The organism is Actinokineospora enzanensis DSM 44649, assembly GCF_000374445.1.
GTDB classification, from domain to species: domain Bacteria; phylum Actinomycetota; class Actinomycetes; order Mycobacteriales; family Pseudonocardiaceae; genus Actinokineospora; species Actinokineospora enzanensis.
The window spans coordinates 180318-201432 of the sequence record NZ_KB894411.1; the positions used below are offsets into that span (position 1 = coordinate 180318).

Sequence of the window (21115 nt, forward strand, 5' to 3'; positions counted from 1 at the left end):
AGGCACACGGACCGACCCGACATGGGTCGGGCACGAGTAGCAAAGATACCGTGGCCGTGCGGGCAGGGTCAAAACGGGGGTATCGGTCCGGCCGTCGGAAGACCACCCGAAGGGGGCCGGGTAGCTCACCTGTTCGAGTGAGCACCCGACCGCCTCGTCCGGATTCACCGACGATCTACCCCGGCCGCTCCGCCGATCCGGCGAGCGTGGCCAGCCGCGCCCTGATCGCGTCGGCGGATTCCGCCGCCGACATGGCTACCGCGCGTAGCTGCTCGGTGTCCCTGGCGTACTGGGCCACCTGGCGCTCGTTGTGGATGTACACGCCGTCGTCGGCGATCTCGATGTAGACCACCGGCCGCGCCAGCACCCCGCCACCGGGATCGGCGAACCGCAGCATCGTGAACTGCCCCTCCAGGCTGTCGTGCCTGCCGAGCGCGGTCGGCAGCACCAGGATCTCGACCCCGTCCCGCGCGCCGAGGTCGAGCAGCAGCGCCAGCTGGCCGCGCATGACCTCCTCGGCGTCCTCCCCGCCGATCGGCCGGTCGAGCACCGACTCCTCGACGAGCATGGTCAGCCGCAGCGGCTCCGGGCCGAGCAACCGCCGTTGCCGCTCCATCCGCAGCCGCACCAACCGCCCGGCCTGGTCGGGCCGCACCCGCGCGCTGTTCGCGATCACCCCGGCCGCGTAGGCCTCGGTCTGCGCCAGCCCGTGCACCACCAGCGGCGCGTAAGCGACCACATGCGACGCCAGCCCCTCCAGCCCGAGATAGGTGCGTTGCCAGTCCGGGATCACATCGACCCACCTGGCCAGCCACCCGGACCGGTCGGCCCGCCGCGCCAGCGCCGCCAGCCGCTCGGTCTCCTCTTCGGACGCTCCATAGCAACGCAGCAGGCTCGCGATCTGTTCCGGGGAGGGGAAATACCGCCCCACCTCGAAGTGGGCCACCATCGCCGCGGACAGCCGGACCGCGCGCCCCGCCTCCGCCTGCGAGATCCCCACCCGCTTCCGCTGATTGGCCAGCTCGACCCCGATGAGCCACCGCAATGCCTGCGGATCAACTCGTTCCATGGCGCCTGAGTGTGCACTATTCGCATACGGATAACCATCTGCTGATCGCGCTATCGGTTTATGGTCAATTAAAGCGAGCATCCCACTGCGACACTCGCCGGAAATGACGCGCGCAACGGGTTTCCGGCTCGCCGTGCGCAGGTACGACACGGCCCGAACCGCCCCCCGTTGGGAGGATGGCAGCACGGTCAGCTCGACCGTCCACTATGGAACAATCCGGTCCAGGGAAAGCGCGGAGCCGGATTCCCACGACAACGCAGGAACATCCGGACGCGCCTCTGTCGAATCCACGGACCGTCAGCAGGAACCAGGATGACAATCCCCACATCGCTGATGTGCAGCATTCTTCCCGCGCCGATCCCGGGCAGCTCGGGCTTTTCCCGCCCGGCTCCCGCACCCGGTTCAGCCGCGAAGGCTCCACACCGGACCGCGTGGGGCGCCCGGTCGATCCATGCCTGCCAGGCGGCCCACGGCGCAAAGCCGGCAATTCACCAATGGGACCAACGACCGCAGCATGACCCGGCAGGGTCCCGATACGTTGGCGTGCAACGGTTTCCCGCTCACAAACCCGGAGGTCCCGTGCTGCGAAGACTCCTGCCCCTGGTCGCCGCGTTGCTGCTGCTCCCGCTGATGCCGGGAAGTGCGAGCGCGTCTCGTTGGCCGTATCTCATCATCGACAGCCAGTGGTATCAACGCGTGTTGACGGTCGGCGAGCCCATCACCCTCACCGGCAGCTCCTACATCGGCGAGTCCGGCGACACCACCCAGTCGATGATCTCCGTGGACGACGGCCGGACCTGGACCCACTTCGACCACGGCGGCCGCTGGTCGCTGGAGTTCACGCCGGACGCCGTCGGCGCCTTCAAGGTCCTCACCCAGGCGGCCATGCGGTCCGACTGGGCCGATGTCCGAACCGACTACCTACGTGTCGGCCCGGCGACCCCACCCGGCCCGGTCGACTGCCCATGCACCTTCACATCCCCGCCCAAGGCGGGCAGTCCGGTGATCACCTCGTCGGACCAGCAGCTGACGGAGCTCGGCCTGCGCTTCTACGTCGACCGCGAGGGCACCCTCCCGTACTACACGGCAGGCAACCTGTCCGAGACATCACGGGGCGCTCTCTACGACTGGAACGGCGAGATAGTCGCGCGCTCCGTATACAACCGGGCCACCGCACGCTTCGAGTTCGCCACGCCGGTACATCTGGAGTCGTACCACGCGTACACCCTGGCCTACCAGGCCGACTTCGATGAGTACCTGGTCGCCGAGAACTACTTCACCGAGACCGTCACCCAGGGCCCCATCACCGCTATGCACGACGCCACCGGCGGCGCGGGCGTCTACGCCTACCGGAACATGGGCGAGACGGTCATGCCCGCGAACGTCTATCTCGACAGCGACTACCTGATCTCGCCCACGTTCATCCCGGCCTGATCCCAGCCTGGTTCCCGGCCGAGCAGGGCGGGCCCCCTCCCGCCCTGCTCGCGCGCTCAGCCTGTTGTGAAAACCGGTGACACCCAATAGTTGGTGCCGTTGTAGGTGTCGGTGGGGAAGCGGCCGCCGTCGCCGAAGACACCCGGGGCGCCGTAAGGGAAACCATCCCAGGTGTGGTAGTCCGCTGTGAACGGTGGGATTGTCATGCGGGCCTGGAACATTCCCGGTGTTGCCAGATAAGGCGTCTGCACCGGCGACGTGTACGAGACCACGTAAGGCGTGTACGCCCGCACCGCGACCGGACTGGCGAAGGTGAAGGTGGGGAACGTGCCCTGGTCCTCGCTGGTGGCCAGGAGCTTGCCGTCCGCGTTCCACAGGTGCGCCACCACGCCGGGGGCGGGCTTCAGACTGTCGGACAGGCGCAGGCCGGTGACGCTGCCCGGCCGGTCCACGAAGAACCGCAGCCCGAGCTCCCGGCTCACGTGCTCGCTGTACAGCCCCGTGGACCCCGTCGGCTGCGGCTCGAAGCGACACGGGCAGGTGACCGCGGGCGTGTCCGGGTTCGACACCTGGAGCTTCACCACGGTCGACGGCGACATCGTGCCGTCGTCCAGGTACACCCGGGTGGCGACCGAGACCGTACCCGCCAGCCAGTCGGCCAAGTCGAGCCGATAGGTCCAGTCCACCTGGCCCGCACTCGCGACCACGATGTAGTGGTTGTAATCCAGGAAAGACAGCTGCGTGTACTTCACCCCGGACGCCGCCGAACCACGCGAATGGCCGTGCAGGATCACGGACTTGCCGACCACCAGCTCCGCCGCCGCGGGCGTGTCCACCCAGGCCCCGGCCGGATCATCCGCGGCCCACGCCGTGGCAGGCACCAACAGCGGCAGGAAAATCACTGCCAGCACAAGCGAAACCCGTCTTCGCATGCGAGACCCCTCACTCCCGGAAACGATCGGGCGCCCAAGCTAGCGGTTACCCCACCGGGCCCGAACCTTCCAGACGGGTGACAGCAAACCGGACAGAAACCCCCAGACGTAGAACTTCCCGACCCCGGCCCCCACCCCCCACCCGTCAAGACGGTTCTTCCCCCTTCGCCCACCAGTCCCCCCACGCGAGATCGCGCCGCCTCGGCGAAGCCGGGCCACAACAAGAAGAGCCCCCCAGCCGGAGGCCGAGGGGCTCTTCTTGTTGTGCAACTACCTGTAATCGCGACCGAAGTCGTAGTCGTCCAGCGGAACCGCGGCACCGGTGCCGGTCCCGAACACATCCGGCGTGTAGTACCCGTCGTCGTAGGACGGGATCGCGTACGCCGCCACCCGTGCCTCCTCGGTCGGCTGCACCTGGATGTTCCGGTACTTGTTGATCCCGGTACCGGCCGGGATCAACTTACCGATGATCACGTTCTCCTTGAGCCCCACGAGCTTGTCGGACCGCCCGTTGATGGCCGCGTCCGTCAACACTCGGGTGGTCTCCTGGAAGGAGGCCGCGGACAGCCACGAGTCCGTGGCCAGCGACGCCTTCGTGATACCCATCAGCACCGGACGGCCGGAGGCTGGCTCGCCGCCCGCGGCCACCACGCGCCGGTTCTCCGCCTCGAACTCGGCCCGCTCGATGAGCGCGCCGGGCAGGAACTCCGCCGCGCCGCTGTCCAGGATCGTCACCCGGCGCAGCATCTGCCGGACGATGACCTCGATGTGCTTGTCGTGGATCGACACACCCTGCGCCCGGTAGACCTTCTGGACCTCGTCCACCAGGTGCAGCTGGGCCTCGCGGGGGCCCATCACGCGCAGCACCTCGTGCGGGTCCCGGGTGCCTTCCAGCAGCTGCTGGCCGACCGCCACGTGGTCACCGTCGGACAGCGGGCCGTCCGGGGTGGCCGCGAGCCGCTGACGCTTGGACAGCTTCTCGAAGATGATCTCCTCGCTGCCGTCGTCCGGGATCAGCGTGATCTTCCAGAAGCGGTCGCCGTCCTCGATCCGGACCCGGCCGTCGACGTCCGCGATGGGCGCCTTGCCCTTCGGGACCCGGGCCTCGAACAGCTCCTGCACACGCGGCAGACCGGTGGTGATGTCGTCGTTGACGACGCCGCCCTGCTGGAACGTACGCATGGTCAGCTGGGTGCCCGGCTCACCGATGGACTGCGCGGCCACGATGCCGACCGCCTCGCCGATGTCGACCAGCTGGCCGGTCGCCATCGAGCGGCCGTAGCAGGTCGCGCACACGCCGACCTGGGCCTCGCAGGTGAGCACCGAGCGCACCTTGACCTTGGTGACGCCGTAGGACAGCAGCTTCTCGATCGCCGGGTCGCCCAGGTCGTCGGCCCGGTTCAGCAGGACCTCGCCGTTGGGCGCCTTGACCTCCTCGGAGACGCAACGCGCGTACACGCCGGTCTCCACGTACTGGGCGCGCTCGACCTTCTCGCCGATCGGCTCGCCGAGCTTCATCACGATGCCGCGGGTGGTGCCGCAGTCGACCTCGCGCACGATGACGTCCTGCGAGACGTCCACCAGACGCCGGGTCAGGTAGCCGGAGTCGGCGGTGCGCAGCGCGGTGTCGGCCAGACCCTTGCGGGCACCGTGCGTGGCGATGAAGTACTCCAGCACCGACAGGCCCTCGCGGAAGTTGGCCTTGATCGGCCGCGGGATGAACTCGCCGCGAGGGTTGGTCACCAGACCGTTCATGCCCGCCAGCTGGCGGATCTGGGTCATGTTGCCCGCCGCGCCCGACTTCACGATGGTCGGGATCGGGTTCTCGTCGGGGAAGTTCTCCTCCATCGCCCGCGCGACGTCCTCAGTCGCGTTGGACCACACCTTGACCAGCTCGTTGTTCCGCTCGGATGCGGAGAGCTGACCGCGCTGGTAGCGCTTCTCGACGGTGTCGGCCTTCTTCTCGTACTCGTCGAGGATGCCCTTCTTGGCGGGCGGCACGATGACGTCCGAGATCGCGATGGTGACACCCGAGCGGGTGGCCCAGTAGAAGCCCGCGTCCTTCAGCTTGTCCAGCGTCCGCGCCACGGTGACCATCGGGTACCGCTCGGCGAGGTCGTTGACGATGGCCGCCTGCCGCTTCTTCGGCGCGGGCTCGTTGATGAACGGGTAGTCCGGCGGCAGCAGCTCGTTGAACAGCACCCGGCCCAGGGTGGTCTCGGCCAGCCACGGCTGGCCGGGGGTCCAGCCCTCCGGCTGCATGCCAGGACCCGGGTAGCGGTCCGAGATGCGGATCTTGACCGCGGACTGCAGGCCGATCACCTTGCGGTCGAAGGCCATGATGGCCTCGGCGGGCGAGGAGAACGCCAGGCCCTCGCCGACGCCGCCCGGCTTCGGCCGGGTCAGGTGGTAGATGCCGGTGACCATGTCCAGTCGCGGCATCGCCAGCGGGCGACCGGAGGCCGGGGACAGGATGTTGTTCGAGGACAGCATCAGGATGCGGGCCTCGGCCTGCGCCTCGGCCGACAGCGGCAGGTGCACCGCCATCTGGTCGCCGTCGAAGTCCGCGTTGAACGCCTCGCAGACCAGCGGGTGCAGCTGGATCGCCTTGCCCTCGACCAGCTGCGGCTCGAACGCCTGGATGCCGAGCCGGTGCAGGGTGGGCGCGCGGTTGAGCATCACCGGGTGCTCGGTGATGACCTCTTCCAGCACGTCCCACACGGCGGGCCGGGCGCGCTCCACCATCCGCTTGGCGGACTTGATGTTCTGCGCGTGGTTGAGGTCCACCAGTCGCTTCATCACGAACGGCTTGAACAGCTCAAGCGCCATCGCCTTGGGCAGGCCGCACTGGTGCAGCTTCAGCTGCGGGCCGACCACGATGACCGAACGGCCGGAGTAGTCGACGCGCTTGCCGAGCAGGTTCTGCCGGAACCGGCCCTGCTTGCCCTTGAGCAGGTCGGACAGCGACTTCAGCGGCCGGTTGCCCGGACCGGTGACCGGACGGCCGCGGCGGCCGTTGTCGAACAGCGCGTCGACGGCCTCCTGCAGCATCCGCTTCTCGTTGTTGACGATGATCTCGGGCGCGCCGAGGTCGATCAGCCGCTTCAACCGGTTGTTGCGGTTGATGACGCGGCGGTACAGGTCGTTCAGGTCGGAGGTCGCGAAGCGGCCGCCGTCGAGCTGGACCATCGGGCGCAGGTCCGGCGGGATCACCGGGACGCAGTCGAGCACCATGCCCATCGGCGAGTTGCGGGTCGCCTGGAAGGCGGCCACCACCTTGAGCCGCTTGAGCGCGCGCAGCTTCTTCTGGCCCTTGCCGCTGCGGATGGTCTCGCGCAGGTTGTCCGCCTCGGCGTCGACGTCGAAGTCGCGCGCCAGGGTCTGGATCGCCTCGGCGCCCATCGAGCCGGTGAAGTAGTCGCCGTAGCGGTCGATCAGCTCGCGGTAGAGCAGCTCGTCCGCGATCAGCTGCTTGGAGTCCAGCTTGGTGAAGGTGGACCAGATCTCGTCGAGGCGGTCCAGCTCGCGCTGCGCGCGGTCGCGCAGCTGGCGCATCTCGCGCTCGCCGCCCTCCTTGACCTTGCGGCGCACGTCGCTCTTGGCGCCCTCGGCCTCCAGCTGGGCGAGGTCGGCCTCCAGCTTCTGCGCGCGACCCTCGATGTCGGCGTCGCGCTTGTTCTCGACCTGCTTGCGCTCGACGCCCATCTCGGACTCCAGCGTGGGCAGGTCGTTGTGCCGCAGCTCGGTGTTCACCGAGGTGATCACGTACGCGGCGAAGTAGATGATCTTTTCCAGATCCTTCGGCGCCAGGTCGAGCAGGTAGCCGAGGCGGCTCGGGACGCCCTTGAAGTACCAGATGTGGGTGACCGGGGCGGCCAGCTCGATGTGGCCCATCCGCTCGCGGCGCACCTTGGCGCGGGTCACCTCGACGCCGCAGCGCTCACAGATGATGCCCTTGAACCGGACCCGCTTGTACTTGCCGCAGTAGCACTCCCAGTCCCGGGTGGGACCGAAGATCTTCTCGCAGAACAGACCATCCTTCTCCGGCTTCAGCGTCCGGTAGTTGATGGTTTCTGGCTTCTTGACCTCGCCGAACGACCACTGACGGATGTCATCGGCAGTAGCAAGACCGATGCGGAGCTCATCAAAGAAGTTAACGTCCAACACGTGGAGTTCCTTCTCCCCTTTTTGTTACAGCCATGGTGATTGGGGGATAGGGCCCGCGTGGCGACCGGGAACGGTCGCGCACGCGGGCTGCGAGATCAATTGACGACGTCGTCCACCGAAGGCGACTCGTTGCGCGAGAGGTTGATGCCCAGGTTGGCGGCGGCGCGTTCCAGGTCCTCGTCGTCGCCGTCGCGCATCTCGATGGCGGCGCCGTCGCTGGAGAGCACCTCCACGTTCAGGCACAGCGACTGGAGCTCCTTGAGCAGCACCTTGAACGACTCCGGGATGCCCGGCTCCGGGATGTTCTCGCCCTTGACGATCGCCTCGTAGACCTTCACCCGGCCCACCACGTCGTCGGACTTGATGGTGAGCAGCTCCTGCAGCGTGTAGGCCGCGCCGTAGGCCTGCATGGCCCAGCACTCCATCTCACCGAAGCGCTGGCCACCGAACTGCGCCTTACCGCCGAGCGGCTGCTGGGTGATCATCGAGTACGGGCCGGTCGACCGGGCGTGGATCTTGTCGTCGACCAGGTGCAGCAGCTTCAGGATGTACATGTAGCCGACCGAGACCGGGTACGGGTACGGCTCGCCGCTACGGCCGTCGAACAGCTGCGCCTTGCCGTCCTCCTTGACCATCCGCTCGCCGTCGCGGTTCGGGCGGGTGGAGGCCAGCAGGCCCTGCAGCTCGTTCTCCTTGACGCCGTCGAACACCGGGGTCGCGGTGTTCGTGCCCGGCTCAACGTCGTAGAGCTCCTCGGGGAGCTTGGCCGCCCACTCCGGGGTCCCGTCGATCTGCCAGCCCTGTTTGGCGACCCACCCGAGGTGGGACTCCAGGATCTGGCCGATGTTCATTCGACGGGGCACACCGTGGGTGTTCAGCACGACGTCGACCGGGGTGCCGTCGGCCAGGAACGGCATGTCCTCCACCGGGAGGATCTTGCCGATGACGCCCTTGTTGCCGTGCCGACCGGCCAGCTTGTCGCCGTCCTGGATCTTGCGCTTCTGCGCCACGTACACCCGGACCAGCTCGTTCACACCGGGGGGCAGCTCGTCCTCGTCCTCCCGGGAGAACACCCGGATGCCGATGACCTTGCCGGTCTCGCCGTGCGGCACCTTCAGCGAGGTGTCGCGCACCTCGCGGGCCTTCTCGCCGAAGATCGCGCGCAGCAGCCGCTCCTCCGGGGTCAGCTCGGTCTCGCCCTTCGGGGTGACCTTGCCGACCAGGATGTCGCCTGCGCCGACCTCGGCGCCGATCCGGATGATGCCGCGCTCGTCCAGGTCGGCCAGCACCTCCTCGGAGACGTTCGGGATGTCCCGGGTGATCTCCTCGGCGCCGAGCTTGGTGTCCCGGGCGTCGATCTCGTGCTCGTCGATGTGGATCGAGGTGAGCACGTCGTCCTGCACCAGGCGCTGGGACAGGATGATCGCGTCCTCGTAGTTGTGGCCCTCCCACGGCATGATCGCCACGAGCAGGTTCTTGCCCAGCGCCATCTCGCCGTTCTGGATGCACGGCCCGTCCGCGATGACCTGGCCAGCCTCCACCCGGTCGCCCTCGGAGACGATCGGCTTCTGGTTGATGCAGGTGCCCTGGTTGGAGCGGCGGAACTTGTGCAGGCCGTAGGTCTGCCGGGTGCCGTCGTCGGCCATCACCGTGATGAAGTCCGCGGACAGCTCCTCGATCACGCCCGGCTTGGCCGCGACCACCAGGTCGCCGCCGTCGACCGCGGCGCGCAGCTCCATGCCGGTGCCCACCAGCGGGGACTCGCTGCGCAGCAGCGGCACCGCCTGGCGCTGCATGTTGGCGCCCATCAGCGCGCGGTTGGCCGCGTCGTGCTCAAGGAACGGGATCATCGCGGTGGCCACCGAGACCATCTGCCGCGGCGAGACGTCCATGTAGTCCACGTCGAACGGCTCGATCAGCTCGACCTCGCCGCCCTTCTTGCGGACCAGGACGCGCTCCTCGGCGAAGTGGCCCTCGTCGTCGAGCGGGGCGTTGGCCTGCGCGATGACGTGCCGGTCCTCCTCGTCCGCGGTCAGGTAGTCGATCTGGTCGGTGACCTGGCCCTCGATGACCTTGCGGTACGGGGTCTCGATGAAGCCGAACGGGTTGACCCGCGCGTAGCTCGACAGCGACCCGATCAGGCCGATGTTCGGGCCTTCCGGGGTCTCGATCGGGCACATCCGGCCGTAGTGGCTGTGGTGGACGTCGCGGACCTCCATGCCTGCGCGCTCGCGGGACAGACCACCCGGGCCCAGCGCGGACAGGCGGCGCTTGTGCGTGAGCCCGTCGACCGGGTTGGTCTGCTGCATGAACTGCGAGAGCTGGGAAGTACCGAAGAACTCCTTGATCGCGGCCACCACCGGGCGGATGTTGATCAGGGTCTGCGGAGTGATCGCCTCGACGTCCTGGGTGGTCATCCGCTCGCGCACGACGCGCTCCATGCGGGACAGGCCGACCCGGATCTGGTTCTGGATCAGCTCGCCGACGGTGCGCAGCCTGCGGTTGCCGAAGTGGTCGATGTCGTCGATCTCGACCGGGATGTCCCGCCCGTTCTTGGCGGGCATCGTGGTCTCACCGGCGTGCAGGCGGACCAGGTACTCGATCGTGGTGACGATGTCGTCCTCGGTCAGCACGCCGACGTGCGGCTGCGCCGTCAGGCCGAGCTTCTTGTTGACCTTGTACCGGCCGACCTTGGCCAGGTCGTAGCGCTTGTCCTTGAAGAACAGGTTCTCCAGCAGCGTCTGCGCCGACTCCTTGGTCGGCGGCTCGCCCGGACGCAGCTTGCGGTAGATGTCCAGCAGCGCCTCGTCGGTGCCCGCGGTGTGGTCCTTCTCCAGCGTGGCCAGCAGCGTCTCGGAGAAGGAGAACCGCTCGCGGATCTGCTCGGTGGTCCAGCCCAGCGCCTTGAGCAGCACGGTGACCGGCTGGCGGCGCTTGCGGTCGATGCGCACGCCGACGGTGTCGCGCTTGTCGACGTCGAACTCCAGCCACGCGCCCCGGCTCGGGATGACCTTGACGCTGAAGACGTCCTTGTCGGTCGTCTTGTCGATGTTGGTGTCGAAGTAGACGCCGGGCGAGCGGACCAGCTGGGAGACCACGACGCGCTCGGTGCCGTTGATGATGAACGTGCCCAGGTTCGTCATCACCGGGAAGTCGCCCATGAACACCGTCTGGCTCTTGATCTCGCCGGTGGTGTTGTTGGTGAACTCGGCGGTGACGAACAGCGGGGCCGCGTACGTCATGTCCTTGTCCTTGCACTCCTCGACGGAGGCCTTGACCTCGTCGAAGCGCGGGTCGGAGAAGGACAGGGACATGGACCCGGAGAAGTCCTCGATCGGCGAGATCTCGTTCAGGACCTCCTCAAGGCCCCCGACGGGGTTTTCCTCCCCGGCGTCGACGCGGCGCTGGAACCACGCCTCGTTGCCGGTGAACCACTCGAACGACTGGATCTGCAGATCCAGCAGGTTGGGCGTGCCCAGCGGCTCGCGGATCTTCGCGAAGGAGACCCGGCGGGGGGCGCCCGGGATGCCGGAGTTCGACGGAGTGGAGTTGGTCGCAGCAGTGGCCTTGGTCGCGCGGGAGACTGCCAAGATGCGTCCTTCCAGGACTATGAGCGGTTGACAGCCGCGTGGTACTGCGAGAACGCGCCTGTCAAGGGTGCCGTGGTGCCCAACATCCTAGCTCTTGGCAAAGGGCGTGCGGAAAGTGGGCAGCGCAAAGGGGCAGTCTAGCCACTAAAAGGGCGACTGTCGAGGCCCGCCGCTCAACTCGGTCCTCCCGCTGCCGTGCGTGCTGGGTAACAGACTGACCCCGCCACCGTCCCGAGTCAAGACGCAACGCCAACCAGGCCACTTTTGCAGCAGTGCGAACGACCTCGGCGATCAAGGCTTGACCTGGGCAAACAACCCTGCTAGCAGACCGGTTGGGCAACCCCGCCGGGCAGTGCCTGGCCCAGGAAGTCGATGTTGGTGAGCTTCCAGACACCGCCCTGGCGCTCGCCCCGGACGGCGAAAAGCGAGGCGCTCGCGGTGGTCTTGTTCTCGTCCGCGTAGGTGGCCGACTGGTCGGTGAACACCAGCGCGTCGACCTTGTCGCCGTCGAGCCGCTGGATGCCCAGGTCCCGCACCTTGGCGGTCACCACGACCTTGCGCTGCTGGGCGATCTTCTTCAGCTCGCCGAGGATGTGCTCGTACTGGCAGGTCGCCTGCCCGGTGAGGTTCTCCCGCACGGCCGTGGCGTTGGCGTCGAGGTCGGCGTAGTCGTAGGAGAGGGTGCGCTCCACGGCCACGGTCAGCTTGCCCGCGGCCTCGCTGGTCGCGGCGACGTCGGTGATCGCGCGGTTGGCGCTGTCGGCGCCCGCGGTGAGCGAGTCGGCCTCGCCCTTGAACCACAGCGCCGCCCCGGCCAGCATCAGCGCCGCCACCACCATCAGGATCGCCCGGTTGATCGCGCGCGAACCCGCCGCACGCGCCCTGACCTGCGCGGACACGGCCCGCTTCGGCGCCGGTCGGGAGCCGTCAGCCTGCCGCGTCCCGGTCGAGTCCGGGCGGGGTTCGCCGGTTGTCCGGCCCTTGCCGCTGGGACGCGGTCTCGGCTTCCGCGCCTGCCGCGGCTCGGTCTCGGCCGGATCCGACTCCTCGTCCGACTCGTCACCTTGGGTGACTGCGGGCGCGCCGATTAACCTGGTCCCGGCCAACCCGGCCGGTGCGACCGCGTCCTCGCCCGATTCGACCGCCTCGTCCTGACTCGCACGCTCGACGCGGCTGGGCTGTCCGGCAGGCTCGGGCTCGTCGACCGGTCGCTCCGGGGCCTGGTCGACAAGGTCGGCGGGGGCGACAGGACTGTCCTGATCGACGGCGTCGACCGGTGCGGGCTCGGTGGTCGGGCGGTTGTGGCCCGCGACGCGGGGGCGGCGGATGCCCTGGCTCGCCGGGCGGCGGCGGGGCGGCTTCTGGGACGGCATGGGGACCTCGTGGTTCGTCTCGGGTACCGGGCCGTCAGCCCGCGGGGATGGGCAGGACGGACTCGATGGAGTCGATCTTCCAGCCGTCCGGGGCGCGCCGCAGCGAGGCGCGCATCCGGGACTCGGCTGGCGCGGACGGCTTGCCGTCGACCGAGTCGGTCACCGCGAGCGCGACCATGATCTGGGCGGTGCCCGCGTGGTCGTCGAGCTGGGTGACCGCGACCTTGAGCAGCCGGGTGGCCCGGGTCGTCTTGGCCTTCTCGAACAGCGCCTTGGTATCCGCGCGCTTGGCGGTCAGGTCGTCGTGGAAGGCGCCGGTGGTGGCGCCCAGCCAGCGGTCCAGGACCTGGTCCACCTGGCGGTAGTCGAAGCTGCTGACGGTCACCACCTCGGCGCCGCCGACCCTGGCCACCTCGTCCCGGGTCCGGGCCAGGGCAAGGTCGTCGTCGTTCGCGGCGCGCAACCAGGCGATCCCGAACCAGGCGGCGAGCGCGGTGGCGACCACCAGCAGCGCGGTGGCGGCGGCCAGGAACGGGTTGCGCCACCAGTGCGCGGGGGCGGTCGGGGGCGCGTCGGCGGCCGGGTCGAGGTCGCCGTCGGGGACCGGTGTCGGTTCCTCGGTGTCGGTGGCGGTCATGGCGCTCCAAACGTCGAGAACCGGGCGGGGGCTGGAACTTACCCGAAGGTAGGTCAGGTCCCCAGACCCAGCAGCTGGGCGAGGCTGGTGACCGGCGGCAGCCCCGGCCTGCCCAGCCCGCCGGGCAGGCGGGCGAGGTCGGCGAGCTCCTGGGCCGGGCGGTCCTGGTTGGCGGCGACCTGCCCTGGGGTGGGCTGGACCGGCCTGCCGCCGAACGGGGCGTTCTGCGAGCCGCGCACGTTGATCGGGCTGCCGACGGGTTCGGCGCAGTACGCCTGGCTGTTCTCCGCGACCGGCGTGAGGTCGTCACCGTCGCGGTGCCTGGTGCCCTCGTAGCCGCGGGTGCAGCTGGGCGGGTCGAACAGGTTGAGCGCGAGCCCGAGGTGCGCGGTGCCGTCGCCGGGCACGACGGTTTTCGGGCCGACCGCGACCACCGGGTAGGCCACCAGCGCCATCTCCAGGCCGTCCACCCGGGTGACCAGGATGTCGGAGGTGGTGAGCAGGTTGGCGGTGAGCGTGGTCAGGCCCTGGCCGGACTCGCGCAGGGCATTGCTGATCGCCATGGCCGCGCTCGGGGTCGTGGCGATCAGGGTGCGGATATTCGGGTCGGACGACTTCAGCTGGGCGGTCAGGTCGCGCAGGTCGCCTGCGAACGAGCGGATGTTGCCCGCCTGCACGGCCTGGGTGTCCAGCACGACGCCGCCGTCCTGGATGAGCGCGATCGTCTGCGGCAGGTTGTCCTTGGCGGCCGCGGTGAACTCGGCGGAGGTGTCGAGCAGCAGCTGGAGATCCCCGCCGGTGCCCGCGAACGCCTTGTCCAGCTCGTCCACCACGGTCCGCAGCGAGTCGGTGGGCACCGAGGCGGCCAGGCCGTTCAGGTCGGTGAGCACGGTGTCCGTGCCGGTGGGCAGCCTCGTCCGGTCGACCGGGATGACCGAGCCCTCGGCCAGCGCGGTGCCGCCGTCGGCGCGCGGGCGCAGGTCGACGAACTGCTCGCCGACGGCCGAGCGGTTGGCCACCACGGCGTCCAGGTCGGCCGGGATGGCCGGGGCGTCCGGCTCGATGTCGAGGTCGATGTCGATGCCCGCGCCGGTCAGCCGCATCTGCCCGACCCGGCCGACATTGACGCCGCGGTAGGTGACCTCGGCGTTGGTGAAGATCCCGCCGGACTCGGCCAGCTGGAGCGTGACCCGGTAGCCGTCGGCGCCGAAGACCCGGCCGAGGCCGGTGAAGCGGAACCCGGCGTAGGTGACGGTGACGACGGCGATCACGAAGAAGGCGAGCAGCTTGAGCCGCACGGACCTGGTGAGCATCAGACCCCGCCTCCCAGCAGTGGACCCAGCAGACCGCCCAGCCCCGAGCTGTCCCCGGCGGCCCCGCCGGTGATCAACGGCGGCGGGGTCGTGATCACCGGCAGCCGCAGCGGCGGGGGCGCGTTGGCAGGCACGCCCGAGGTGCCGTTGGTGGCCTGGCCGATGATCGGGACGTCCTGCACCGGGTTCTGCCTGGTGCGGCTGAGGTTGTCCAGCACGCTCTGCAGGTTCAGGTCGATCTTGGCGTAGAGGTTGAAGTAGTCGCCGCGCACACCGCGCACCGCCGCGTCGGTGAACGGGAAGGTGAGCAGCAGCTCCAGCGACTTCGGCAGGTTCTCCCCCGCCTCGCCCAGTTTCCGCAGGGTCGGGGTCAACGCCTGGAGATCGGCGACGAGGTCGGCCTGGCTCTTGTGCACGGTGTCGACGGCGACGCCGGACAGCGAGTCGAGGCTCTGCAGCATGGTCACCAGCTGCCCGCGCTGCTCGGCGAGCACGCGCAGGCCCGGCTCGATGCCGTCGATGGCGCCGACAAGCCGGTCCTTCTGCCCGTCGAGCGTGGTCGCGAGCCGGTTCACGCCGTCCAGGGCGCGGGTGATGTCGGCCTTGCCCGCGTCCAGCGTGGTCACCATGGTGTTCACGTTGTCCAGCAGGGACCGGATGTCGGTCTCCCGGCCCTCGGTGGCCGCGTTCAGCTCGTGCGTGATGCTCCGCAGCTGCTCGACACCCCCGCCGTTGAGCAGCATCGACAGCGCGCCGAGCACCTCTTCCACCTCGGTGTTCCGGTTGGTGCGATCCAGCGGGATCACCGCGCCGTCGGCGAGCCTGCCACTCGCCTGCCCGCCGGGCGGCGGGCTCAGCTCCACGTACTTCTCGCCGAGCAGGCTGGACTGCCGCAGCTTGGCGAAGGCGTTCGCAGGCAGCTCGACCCCGCCGTTGACCAGCAGCGTCACCTCGGCGTTCCAGCCGTCCGGGGTCAGGTCGATCCGGTCGACGCGGCCGACGGTGACCTCGTTGACCTTCACCCCGGACTGCGGCACGAGGTCGAGCACGTCGTGGAACTGGGCCTTGACCCGGTACGGGTGGTCGCCGAGATCGGCGCCGCCGGGCAGCGGGAGGTCGTAGATGCCGGTGAACCCGCAGCCGGACACCGCGAGCGCGGCGGCCACCAGCACGGCGAGGAGGCGTTTCATCAGCGACCACCCCCGGAGCTGTAGACGTCGCCGACGATCGGGAGCGGCAGCGCGGGCAGCTTGCCGCTGCGCATGTCCTCGATGACCTGGGCCGGTGACTCCAGCGGCACCGCGCCCTGGACCACCGGGGCGAGCTGGTCGCACAGGTCGGCGAGGGTGGTGGGCAGCGGTTTCGCGGTGCCCTGGCGGACCAGCTTGCAGACGGTCACGATCGGCGGCTGGGCCAGCTCGTTGAGGTTGGCCCGCGCGTCCAGGGTGCCCGAGGAGGCGTTGTAGGAGTTGACCACGTTGCTCAGCGCGAGCGGCGCGATGTCCAGCGTCTCGGCCAGTGCCGCACGCTGCTCCACCAGCACCTGGGTCACCGAGGCCAGTTTGTCCACATTGGACTTCAGGCGGCCGCGGTTGTCGTTGATGAACTGCTGGACGGTGCCCAGTGCGACGCCCAGCTGGTCCACCGCGGCGGCCAGGTTGCCGCGCTCGTCGGCCAGGAACCGGGACGCCTCGGTCAGCTGGTCGCCGAACTCGCGCACCTGCTTGTCGTTCGCGGCCAAGGTGCCGGTGAACTTCTGGAGCTCGGTGATGGTGGCGAACAGGTCGTCGGAGTTGCCCGACAGCGTGCCGCTGAGCTTGCCCAGCTGGGTGACGGTGTCGTGCACGGCCTGGCCGTTGCCGTCGAGGTTCTTCGCCAAGGTGTCGAGCAGGTCCGACAGCGCGCCATCCTTGTTGGCGCCGTTCGGACCGAGCGCCTCGCTGACCCGGACCAGGCTGGCGTAGAGGTCGTCGACCTCCAGCGGGGTGGCGGTGCGGTCGAGCGGGATGACGGCGCCGGTCGCCAGCACCTGGCCAGCGGTGTAGGCGGGGGCGAGCTGCACGTACCGGTCGGACACCAGCGACGGAGCCACGATCACCGCGTGCGCGTCGGCCGGGAGCCGGATGGTCCGATCGACCAGGAGCTGCACCTCGACGTGGTCGCCGCGCGGGATCACCTTGTCCACCGCGCCGACGCGCACGCCGAGCACGCGCACGTCGTTGTCCTCGTAGAGCCCGACCACGCCGGTGAACATCGCCGTGTAGCGCTTCTCGTTCGGCTCCCGCAACGTCCACCACAGGCCCGCGGCGACCACCAGCCCGAGCACGCAGGCGATGGCCAGCATCCGCGCGCCGACCTGGCCGGACTTGGTGTCGAACCGGCTCATGACCCGTCCCCCAGACAGCCCGGCTGGTTGACCGGGCCCAGCGACGGCGGCAGCAGGCCGCAGATGTAGTTGTCGAACCAGCGGCCGGTGCCGATCGCGTTGTTGAACTGCCGCACGAACGGCGCCAGCTTCTGGATGCCCTGGGCGAGCGAGGCCTGGTTGCGCTGCAGCATCGAGGTGAACTGGTCGAGGCTCTGCAGGACCGGCCCCAGCTGGGCGTTGTTGTCGGCGACCAGCCCCTGGAGCTCCCTGGCCAGGTCCTGCGTGCCGGTGAGCAGTGTGGAGATGGCCTGCTGCCGGTTGTTCAGCTCCTGCAACAGCAGCCCGCCGTCGGCGAGCAGCTTGCCGACCTCGGCGTCCCGGTCGGCCAGGGTCGTGCTGATCTGCCGGGTGTTGGCCAGCAGCCTCGCCAGTTCCTCATCGCGGGAGGAGATGGTGCGCGACAGCGACTGCAGGCCGGTGAGGGCGCCGCGTACGTCGTCCGGGGTGTTCGCGAAGGTCTGCGAGATCACCTCGAAGCTCTTGGCCAGCTGGGTGGTGTCCACCTGGTTGACGGTGTCGGCCAGGCCGCGGAAGGCCTCCAGCACGTCATAGGGGGCCATCGTGCGCTCGCGCGGGATGCGCGTGCCGGGATCCAGCACGGTCTCACCCTGCGGGTCCAGCGCCAGGAACTTCTGCCCGAGCAGGGTCTTGATCTTGATCTCGGCCCGAGTGCGGTCGCCGAGCCAGGCATCCCGGACCTTGAACCGGACTACCACCCGGTCGCCGTCGAGGTCCACATCGGACACCCTGCCCACCTTGACGCCCGCGATCCGCACCTCGTCGTCCGGGCCGAGACCGGCCGCCTCGCTGAACTCGGCGCTGTAGCTGGTGCCGCCGCCGATGATCGGCAGGTCGTCGGAGTAGACCGCGGCCAACAGCACCAGGCCGATGGTCAACAGGCCGACCAGGCCGATCGGGACCGGGTTGCGGGAGCGGAACGACCTCATGCCGTGCACCTCGCCTGGGTGGCGGGCAACACCGGGATCTGCAGCGGCGTGCTGGCCACGCCGGGCACGCTCACCTCGCCGGTGGCCGAGCACAGGTAGAAGTTGAACCAGGAGCCGTAGCTGACCGTGCGGGTCAGCGTCGAGGTCTTGGTCGGCAGGAACTGGATGAAGTGCTCGACGATCTGCTCGTTGTCGTTGAGGTTGTCCACGAGTCCGCCCAGCGCGGCGATGTCCTGCTTGAGCGGCTCGCGGGCCTCGGTCAGCAGACCGGACGTCGTGGTGGCCAGGCCGCCGAGCGCGTCCACGGCGTCGCCGATCGGCTTGCGGTCCGCGGCCAGCCCGCTGACCAGCTGCTGCATCTGCGTGATCAGCGTGGACAGCTGCTCGTCGTGCGCGTTCACGGTGGTGAGCACGCTGTTGAGATTGTCGATGACCTGGCCGATCACCTGGTCCTTGTCGGCCAGCGTGCTGGTCAGCGAGGCCGTGTGGCTCAGCAGCGCCTCCACCGTGCCGCCCTCGCCCTGCAGGACCTGGATGATCTCGTAGGAGAGCTTGTTCACCTCGTCCGGCGCGAGCGCCTGGAACAACGGCTTGAACCCGTTGAACAGCGCGGTGAGGTCCAGCGCGGGCCGGGTGTGCTCGACCGGGATGGTGTCGCCGGGTTTCAGCACCGCGTTCGGGTCGTCGCCGGGTGCCTGGGCCAGCGAGACGTAGCGCTGGCCGACGAGGTTGCGGAACTTGATCTGCGCGGTCACCGCGGCGGGCAGCCTGCGGTCGGCCGCGACGGAGAAGGTGACCTCCGCCTGCCTGCGGTCGGCGACCGCCACGTCCTCCACCTGCCCGACCCGCACCCCGGCGATGCGCACGTCGTCACCGGGCAGCAGCAGGGTCGCGTCGGTGAACCTCGCCCGATAGGTGGTGGTGTCGCTGAGGTCGGTGTTGGCGATGCTCAACGCCAGCACGCCGGTGGCGGCGACGGTGATCACCATGAACAGCGCCAACTTGACCAGCGGCGCGGTCAGTCCTCTCACTTGCGCACCACCTCCGAGCCGCGCAGCGCGGGGCCGAGCAGCAACGTGCTCCAACCCGGGACCTGCTCCGGTTCCAGGTCCATGTCCGGCGCGACCAGCTGCGCCACGAACGCCGCCTCCTGCGAGGTGTTCACCAGACCGGACCCACTGTCCGCCGGGACAGCCGCGCTCGGCGAGGTCTGGCCGAGGTCCGCCAGGTTCGCGGGCGGCAGGAGACCGTCCTGCACCGACCGGGCGGGCGGCGGGTTGGACGAGCCGTCACGCAGCGGGCCGTCCGGCGGGGACTGCGGGAACGGCGATGGGAACTTGGTGAAGTCGTAGCAGCGCGGACCGCGGTCGTCCGCGTAACGGGGCTCGTCCTTGCCCGGCCGGTAGGGACCGCGGTTGACCGTGATCTCGATCGTGGCGTGCAGGCCCGGCTGGTCGGTGCCCTTGCCGAACGCCTTGTCCAACGCGGTCACGTTCTCGGACATCAGCTTCAGCAGGCACGGGTACTCGGGCGAGTACCGCGCGAGTGCTTCCAGCGTCGGCCGGGAGGTGTCCGCGAGACGGATCAGGTTGTCCTTGTTGAGCCGTACAAACGACTCCAGGTCGCGCGCGCCGGTCGTGACCGTCGCGTACAGCGTGTCCAGGTTTGCGCGCTGGTCGGCGATGGTCTTGGACGTGACAGTGAGATCGTCCAGCGCCTGCACGAGATCCGGGGTCACATCGCTGTAGGCGTCGCTGACGGTCGCGAGCGTGCGCAGGTCCTTCTGCAACTGCGGCAGATGCGGGTTCAGATCCCCGACCAGCTCGTTGAGCTGCGCCAACGTCTCGCCCAGCTTCTCACCGCGACCCTGCAACGCCGTCGAGATCGAGCTGAGCGTGCTCGACAGCTTCTGCGGCTGCACCGCCTGCAACACCGGCAGCAGACTCTCGAACGCCTGCTCCAGCTCCACTGCCTGCACCGAGGTGTCCTGGTGGATGCGATCACCCCCGGCCAGCATCGTCGCCGACGCGTCCTTCGGGATCTGCAACGCGACATAGCGCTCGCCGAACAGGGTCTTCGGCAGGAACCTGGCCGAGACGTTGCCGGGGATGACGTCGATCTTCGCCGGGTCCAGCGCCAGCTCCAGCTCGGCACCGTCCGCGGTCGGGGTGATCCGCCGGACCTCGCCGACCAACAGGCCGCGCACCTTCACATCCGAGTGCACGGTGAGCTGGTTGCCGACCGTGCCGGTGGTCAGCGTGACCGTGGCGACCGGGGTGAACACCTTGTTGTAGGCGGCGATGCTCAACCCGATCAGACCCGCGATCACCGCGAGAAAGGCCAGGCCGTAGAGCCTGCGCCGGATCGTGCGCGCCAGCCGCCCGGTCATCCCGCGATCCTCACCGTCGTCGTGGTGCCCCAGACGGCGAAGCCGATGAAGAAGTTGACCAGCGCCACGGTGACGATCGTGGTCCGCACCGCCCGGCCCACCGCGATGCCGACGCCCGCCGGGCCGCCACTGGCGGTGTAGCCGTAGTAGCAGTGCGACAGGATGATGATCACCGCGAAGACCAGCACCTTGCCGAAGGACCAGAACACGTCCTCCGGGGGCAGGAACAGGTCGAAATAATGGTCATAGGTGCCCGCGGACTGGCCGTAGAAGTAGACGGTGATCGTGCGCGAGGCCAGGTACGAGGTCAGCAGCCCGATGATGTAGAGCGGGATGACCGCGATGAACCCGGCGATGATCCGGGTCGTCACCAGGTAGGGCAGGCTCGGCACGGCCATCACCTCCAGCGCGTCGATCTCCTCGGAGATCCGCATCGCGCCCAGCTGCGCGGTGAACCCGGACCCGACCGTCGCCGACAGCGCCAGCCCGGCGACCAGCGGGGCGATCTCGCGGGTGTTGATGTAGGCGGAGGCGAACCCGGAGAACGCGGCCGTGCCGATCTGGTCGAGCGCGGCATAACCCTGGAGGCCGACGACCACACCGGTGAACACGGTCAGCCCGACCATCACACCGACCGTGCCGCCGATGACGGCGAGCGCGCCGCTGCCGAAACTGACCTCCGCCAACAGCCGCAGCGTCTCGCGCAAGTACCGGCGCAACGCGCGCGGGATCCACGCGAGCGCGCGCACGTAGAACGACAACTGGTCGCCCAGCTGGTCCAGCATCCCCAGCGGACGCCGCACCACTCCGCGCGCGAGGCGGCGGGCGGTGTCGGC

General features: G+C 69.1%; 14 protein-coding genes. 1 reads left to right on the forward strand and 13 read right to left on the reverse strand.

Features of this window, described 5'->3' with window-relative positions; genetic code table 11:
• Window positions 1–175: 175 nt before the first annotated feature.
• Complete coding sequence (locus C503_RS0113975) at window positions 176–1069, reverse strand: helix-turn-helix domain-containing protein (protein WP_026316290.1); 894 nt, start codon at window positions 1067–1069, stop codon at window positions 176–178.
• 579 nt (window positions 1070–1648) lie between these two features.
• On the opposite strand from C503_RS0113975, the gene C503_RS0113980 reads away from it, so the two are divergent.
• Window positions 1649–2503 (forward strand): DUF4082 domain-containing protein, encoded by an 855-nt coding sequence (locus tag C503_RS0113980; protein ID WP_018682839.1) that lies wholly within the window; start codon window positions 1649–1651, stop codon window positions 2501–2503.
• Between the two features lie 56 nt (window positions 2504–2559).
• Here C503_RS0113980 and C503_RS0113985 read toward each other — a convergent pair whose 3' ends face one another.
• The 12 genes from C503_RS0113985 to C503_RS0114040 all read right to left on the reverse strand — a co-directional run bounded on the left by C503_RS0113985 (window position 2560) and on the right by C503_RS0114040 (window position 21064).
• Window positions 2560–3435, reverse strand: a complete 876-nt coding sequence (locus tag C503_RS0113985; RefSeq protein WP_084477092.1) for a DUF4082 domain-containing protein — start codon at window positions 3433–3435, stop codon at window positions 2560–2562.
• Between the two features lie 270 nt (window positions 3436–3705).
• Window positions 3706–7602 (reverse strand): DNA-directed RNA polymerase subunit beta', encoded by a 3897-nt coding sequence (locus C503_RS0113990; RefSeq protein WP_018682841.1) that lies wholly within the window; start codon window positions 7600–7602, stop codon window positions 3706–3708.
• A gap of 95 nt (window positions 7603–7697) precedes the next feature.
• Window positions 7698–11192, reverse strand: coding sequence for a DNA-directed RNA polymerase subunit beta (gene rpoB / locus C503_RS0113995; protein ID WP_018682842.1), 3495 nt, complete (start codon window positions 11190–11192; stop codon window positions 7698–7700).
• Between the two features lie 320 nt (window positions 11193–11512).
• Window positions 11513–12565: a hypothetical protein gene (locus C503_RS0114000; protein ID WP_018682843.1), complete on the reverse strand. Its 1053-nt coding sequence runs from the start codon at window positions 12563–12565 to the stop codon at window positions 11513–11515.
• Window positions 12566–12599: 34 nt separating this feature from the next.
• Window positions 12600–13202, reverse strand: coding sequence for a hypothetical protein (locus tag C503_RS0114005; protein ID WP_018682844.1), 603 nt, complete (start codon window positions 13200–13202; stop codon window positions 12600–12602).
• 53 nt (window positions 13203–13255) lie between these two features.
• Window positions 13256–14515, reverse strand: a complete 1260-nt coding sequence (locus tag C503_RS0114010) for an MCE family protein (protein ID WP_018682845.1) — start codon at window positions 14513–14515, stop codon at window positions 13256–13258.
• A complete protein-coding gene (locus C503_RS0114015) occupies window positions 14515–15705 on the reverse strand; it encodes an MCE family protein (RefSeq protein WP_018682846.1) in 1191 nt (396 codons plus the stop codon). The genes C503_RS0114010 and C503_RS0114015 overlap by 1 nt, the downstream gene beginning before the upstream one ends.
• The gene (locus C503_RS0114020) at window positions 15705–16901 is read right to left on the reverse strand and encodes an MCE family protein (protein WP_018682847.1); all 1197 of its coding nucleotides are present in this window, start codon (window positions 16899–16901) and stop codon (window positions 15705–15707) included. Before C503_RS0114020 ends, C503_RS0114015 begins: the two co-directional genes overlap by 1 nt.
• Window positions 16898–17890, reverse strand: a complete 993-nt coding sequence (locus C503_RS0114025) for an MCE family protein (protein WP_018682848.1) — start codon at window positions 17888–17890, stop codon at window positions 16898–16900. The genes C503_RS0114020 and C503_RS0114025 overlap by 4 nt, the downstream gene beginning before the upstream one ends.
• Window positions 17887–18921, reverse strand: a complete 1035-nt coding sequence (locus C503_RS0114030) for an MCE family protein (protein ID WP_018682849.1) — start codon at window positions 18919–18921, stop codon at window positions 17887–17889. The genes C503_RS0114025 and C503_RS0114030 overlap by 4 nt, the downstream gene beginning before the upstream one ends.
• Window positions 18918–20279, reverse strand: a complete 1362-nt coding sequence (locus tag C503_RS0114035; protein ID WP_018682850.1) for an MCE family protein — start codon at window positions 20277–20279, stop codon at window positions 18918–18920. Before C503_RS0114035 ends, C503_RS0114030 begins: the two co-directional genes overlap by 4 nt.
• Window positions 20276–21064: an MlaE family ABC transporter permease gene (locus tag C503_RS0114040; protein ID WP_051114819.1), complete on the reverse strand. Its 789-nt coding sequence runs from the start codon at window positions 21062–21064 to the stop codon at window positions 20276–20278. The genes C503_RS0114035 and C503_RS0114040 overlap by 4 nt, the downstream gene beginning before the upstream one ends.
• Between the last annotated feature and the right edge of the window lie 51 nt (window positions 21065–21115).

Bases quoted from the DNA above. Each gene is read 5' to 3' on its own strand.
- C503_RS0114000 (WP_018682843.1), bottom strand. From the start codon at position 12,565: ATGCCGTCCCAGAAGCCGCCCCGCCGCCGCCCGGCGAGCCAGGGCATC.
- C503_RS0114040 (WP_051114819.1), bottom strand. From the start codon at position 21,064: ATGCTGGACCAGCTGGGCGACCAGTTGTCGTTCTACGTGCGCGCGCTC.
- C503_RS0114020 (WP_018682847.1), bottom strand. From the start codon at position 16,901: ATGAGCCGGTTCGACACCAAGTCCGGCCAGGTCGGCGCGCGGATGCTG.
- C503_RS0114015 (WP_018682846.1), bottom strand. From the start codon at position 15,705: ATGAAACGCCTCCTCGCCGTGCTGGTGGCCGCCGCGCTCGCGGTGTCC.
- C503_RS0113985 (WP_084477092.1), bottom strand. From the start codon at position 3,435: ATGCGAAGACGGGTTTCGCTTGTGCTGGCAGTGATTTTCCTGCCGCTG.
- C503_RS0114035 (WP_018682850.1), bottom strand. From the start codon at position 20,279: ATGACCGGGCGGCTGGCGCGCACGATCCGGCGCAGGCTCTACGGCCTG.
- C503_RS0114005 (WP_018682844.1), bottom strand. From the start codon at position 13,202: ATGACCGCCACCGACACCGAGGAACCGACACCGGTCCCCGACGGCGAC.
- C503_RS0114025 (WP_018682848.1), bottom strand. From the start codon at position 17,890: ATGAGGTCGTTCCGCTCCCGCAACCCGGTCCCGATCGGCCTGGTCGGC.
- C503_RS0114010 (WP_018682845.1), bottom strand. From the start codon at position 14,515: ATGCTCACCAGGTCCGTGCGGCTCAAGCTGCTCGCCTTCTTCGTGATC.
- C503_RS0113975 (WP_026316290.1), bottom strand. From the start codon at position 1,069: ATGGAACGAGTTGATCCGCAGGCATTGCGGTGGCTCATCGGGGTCGAG.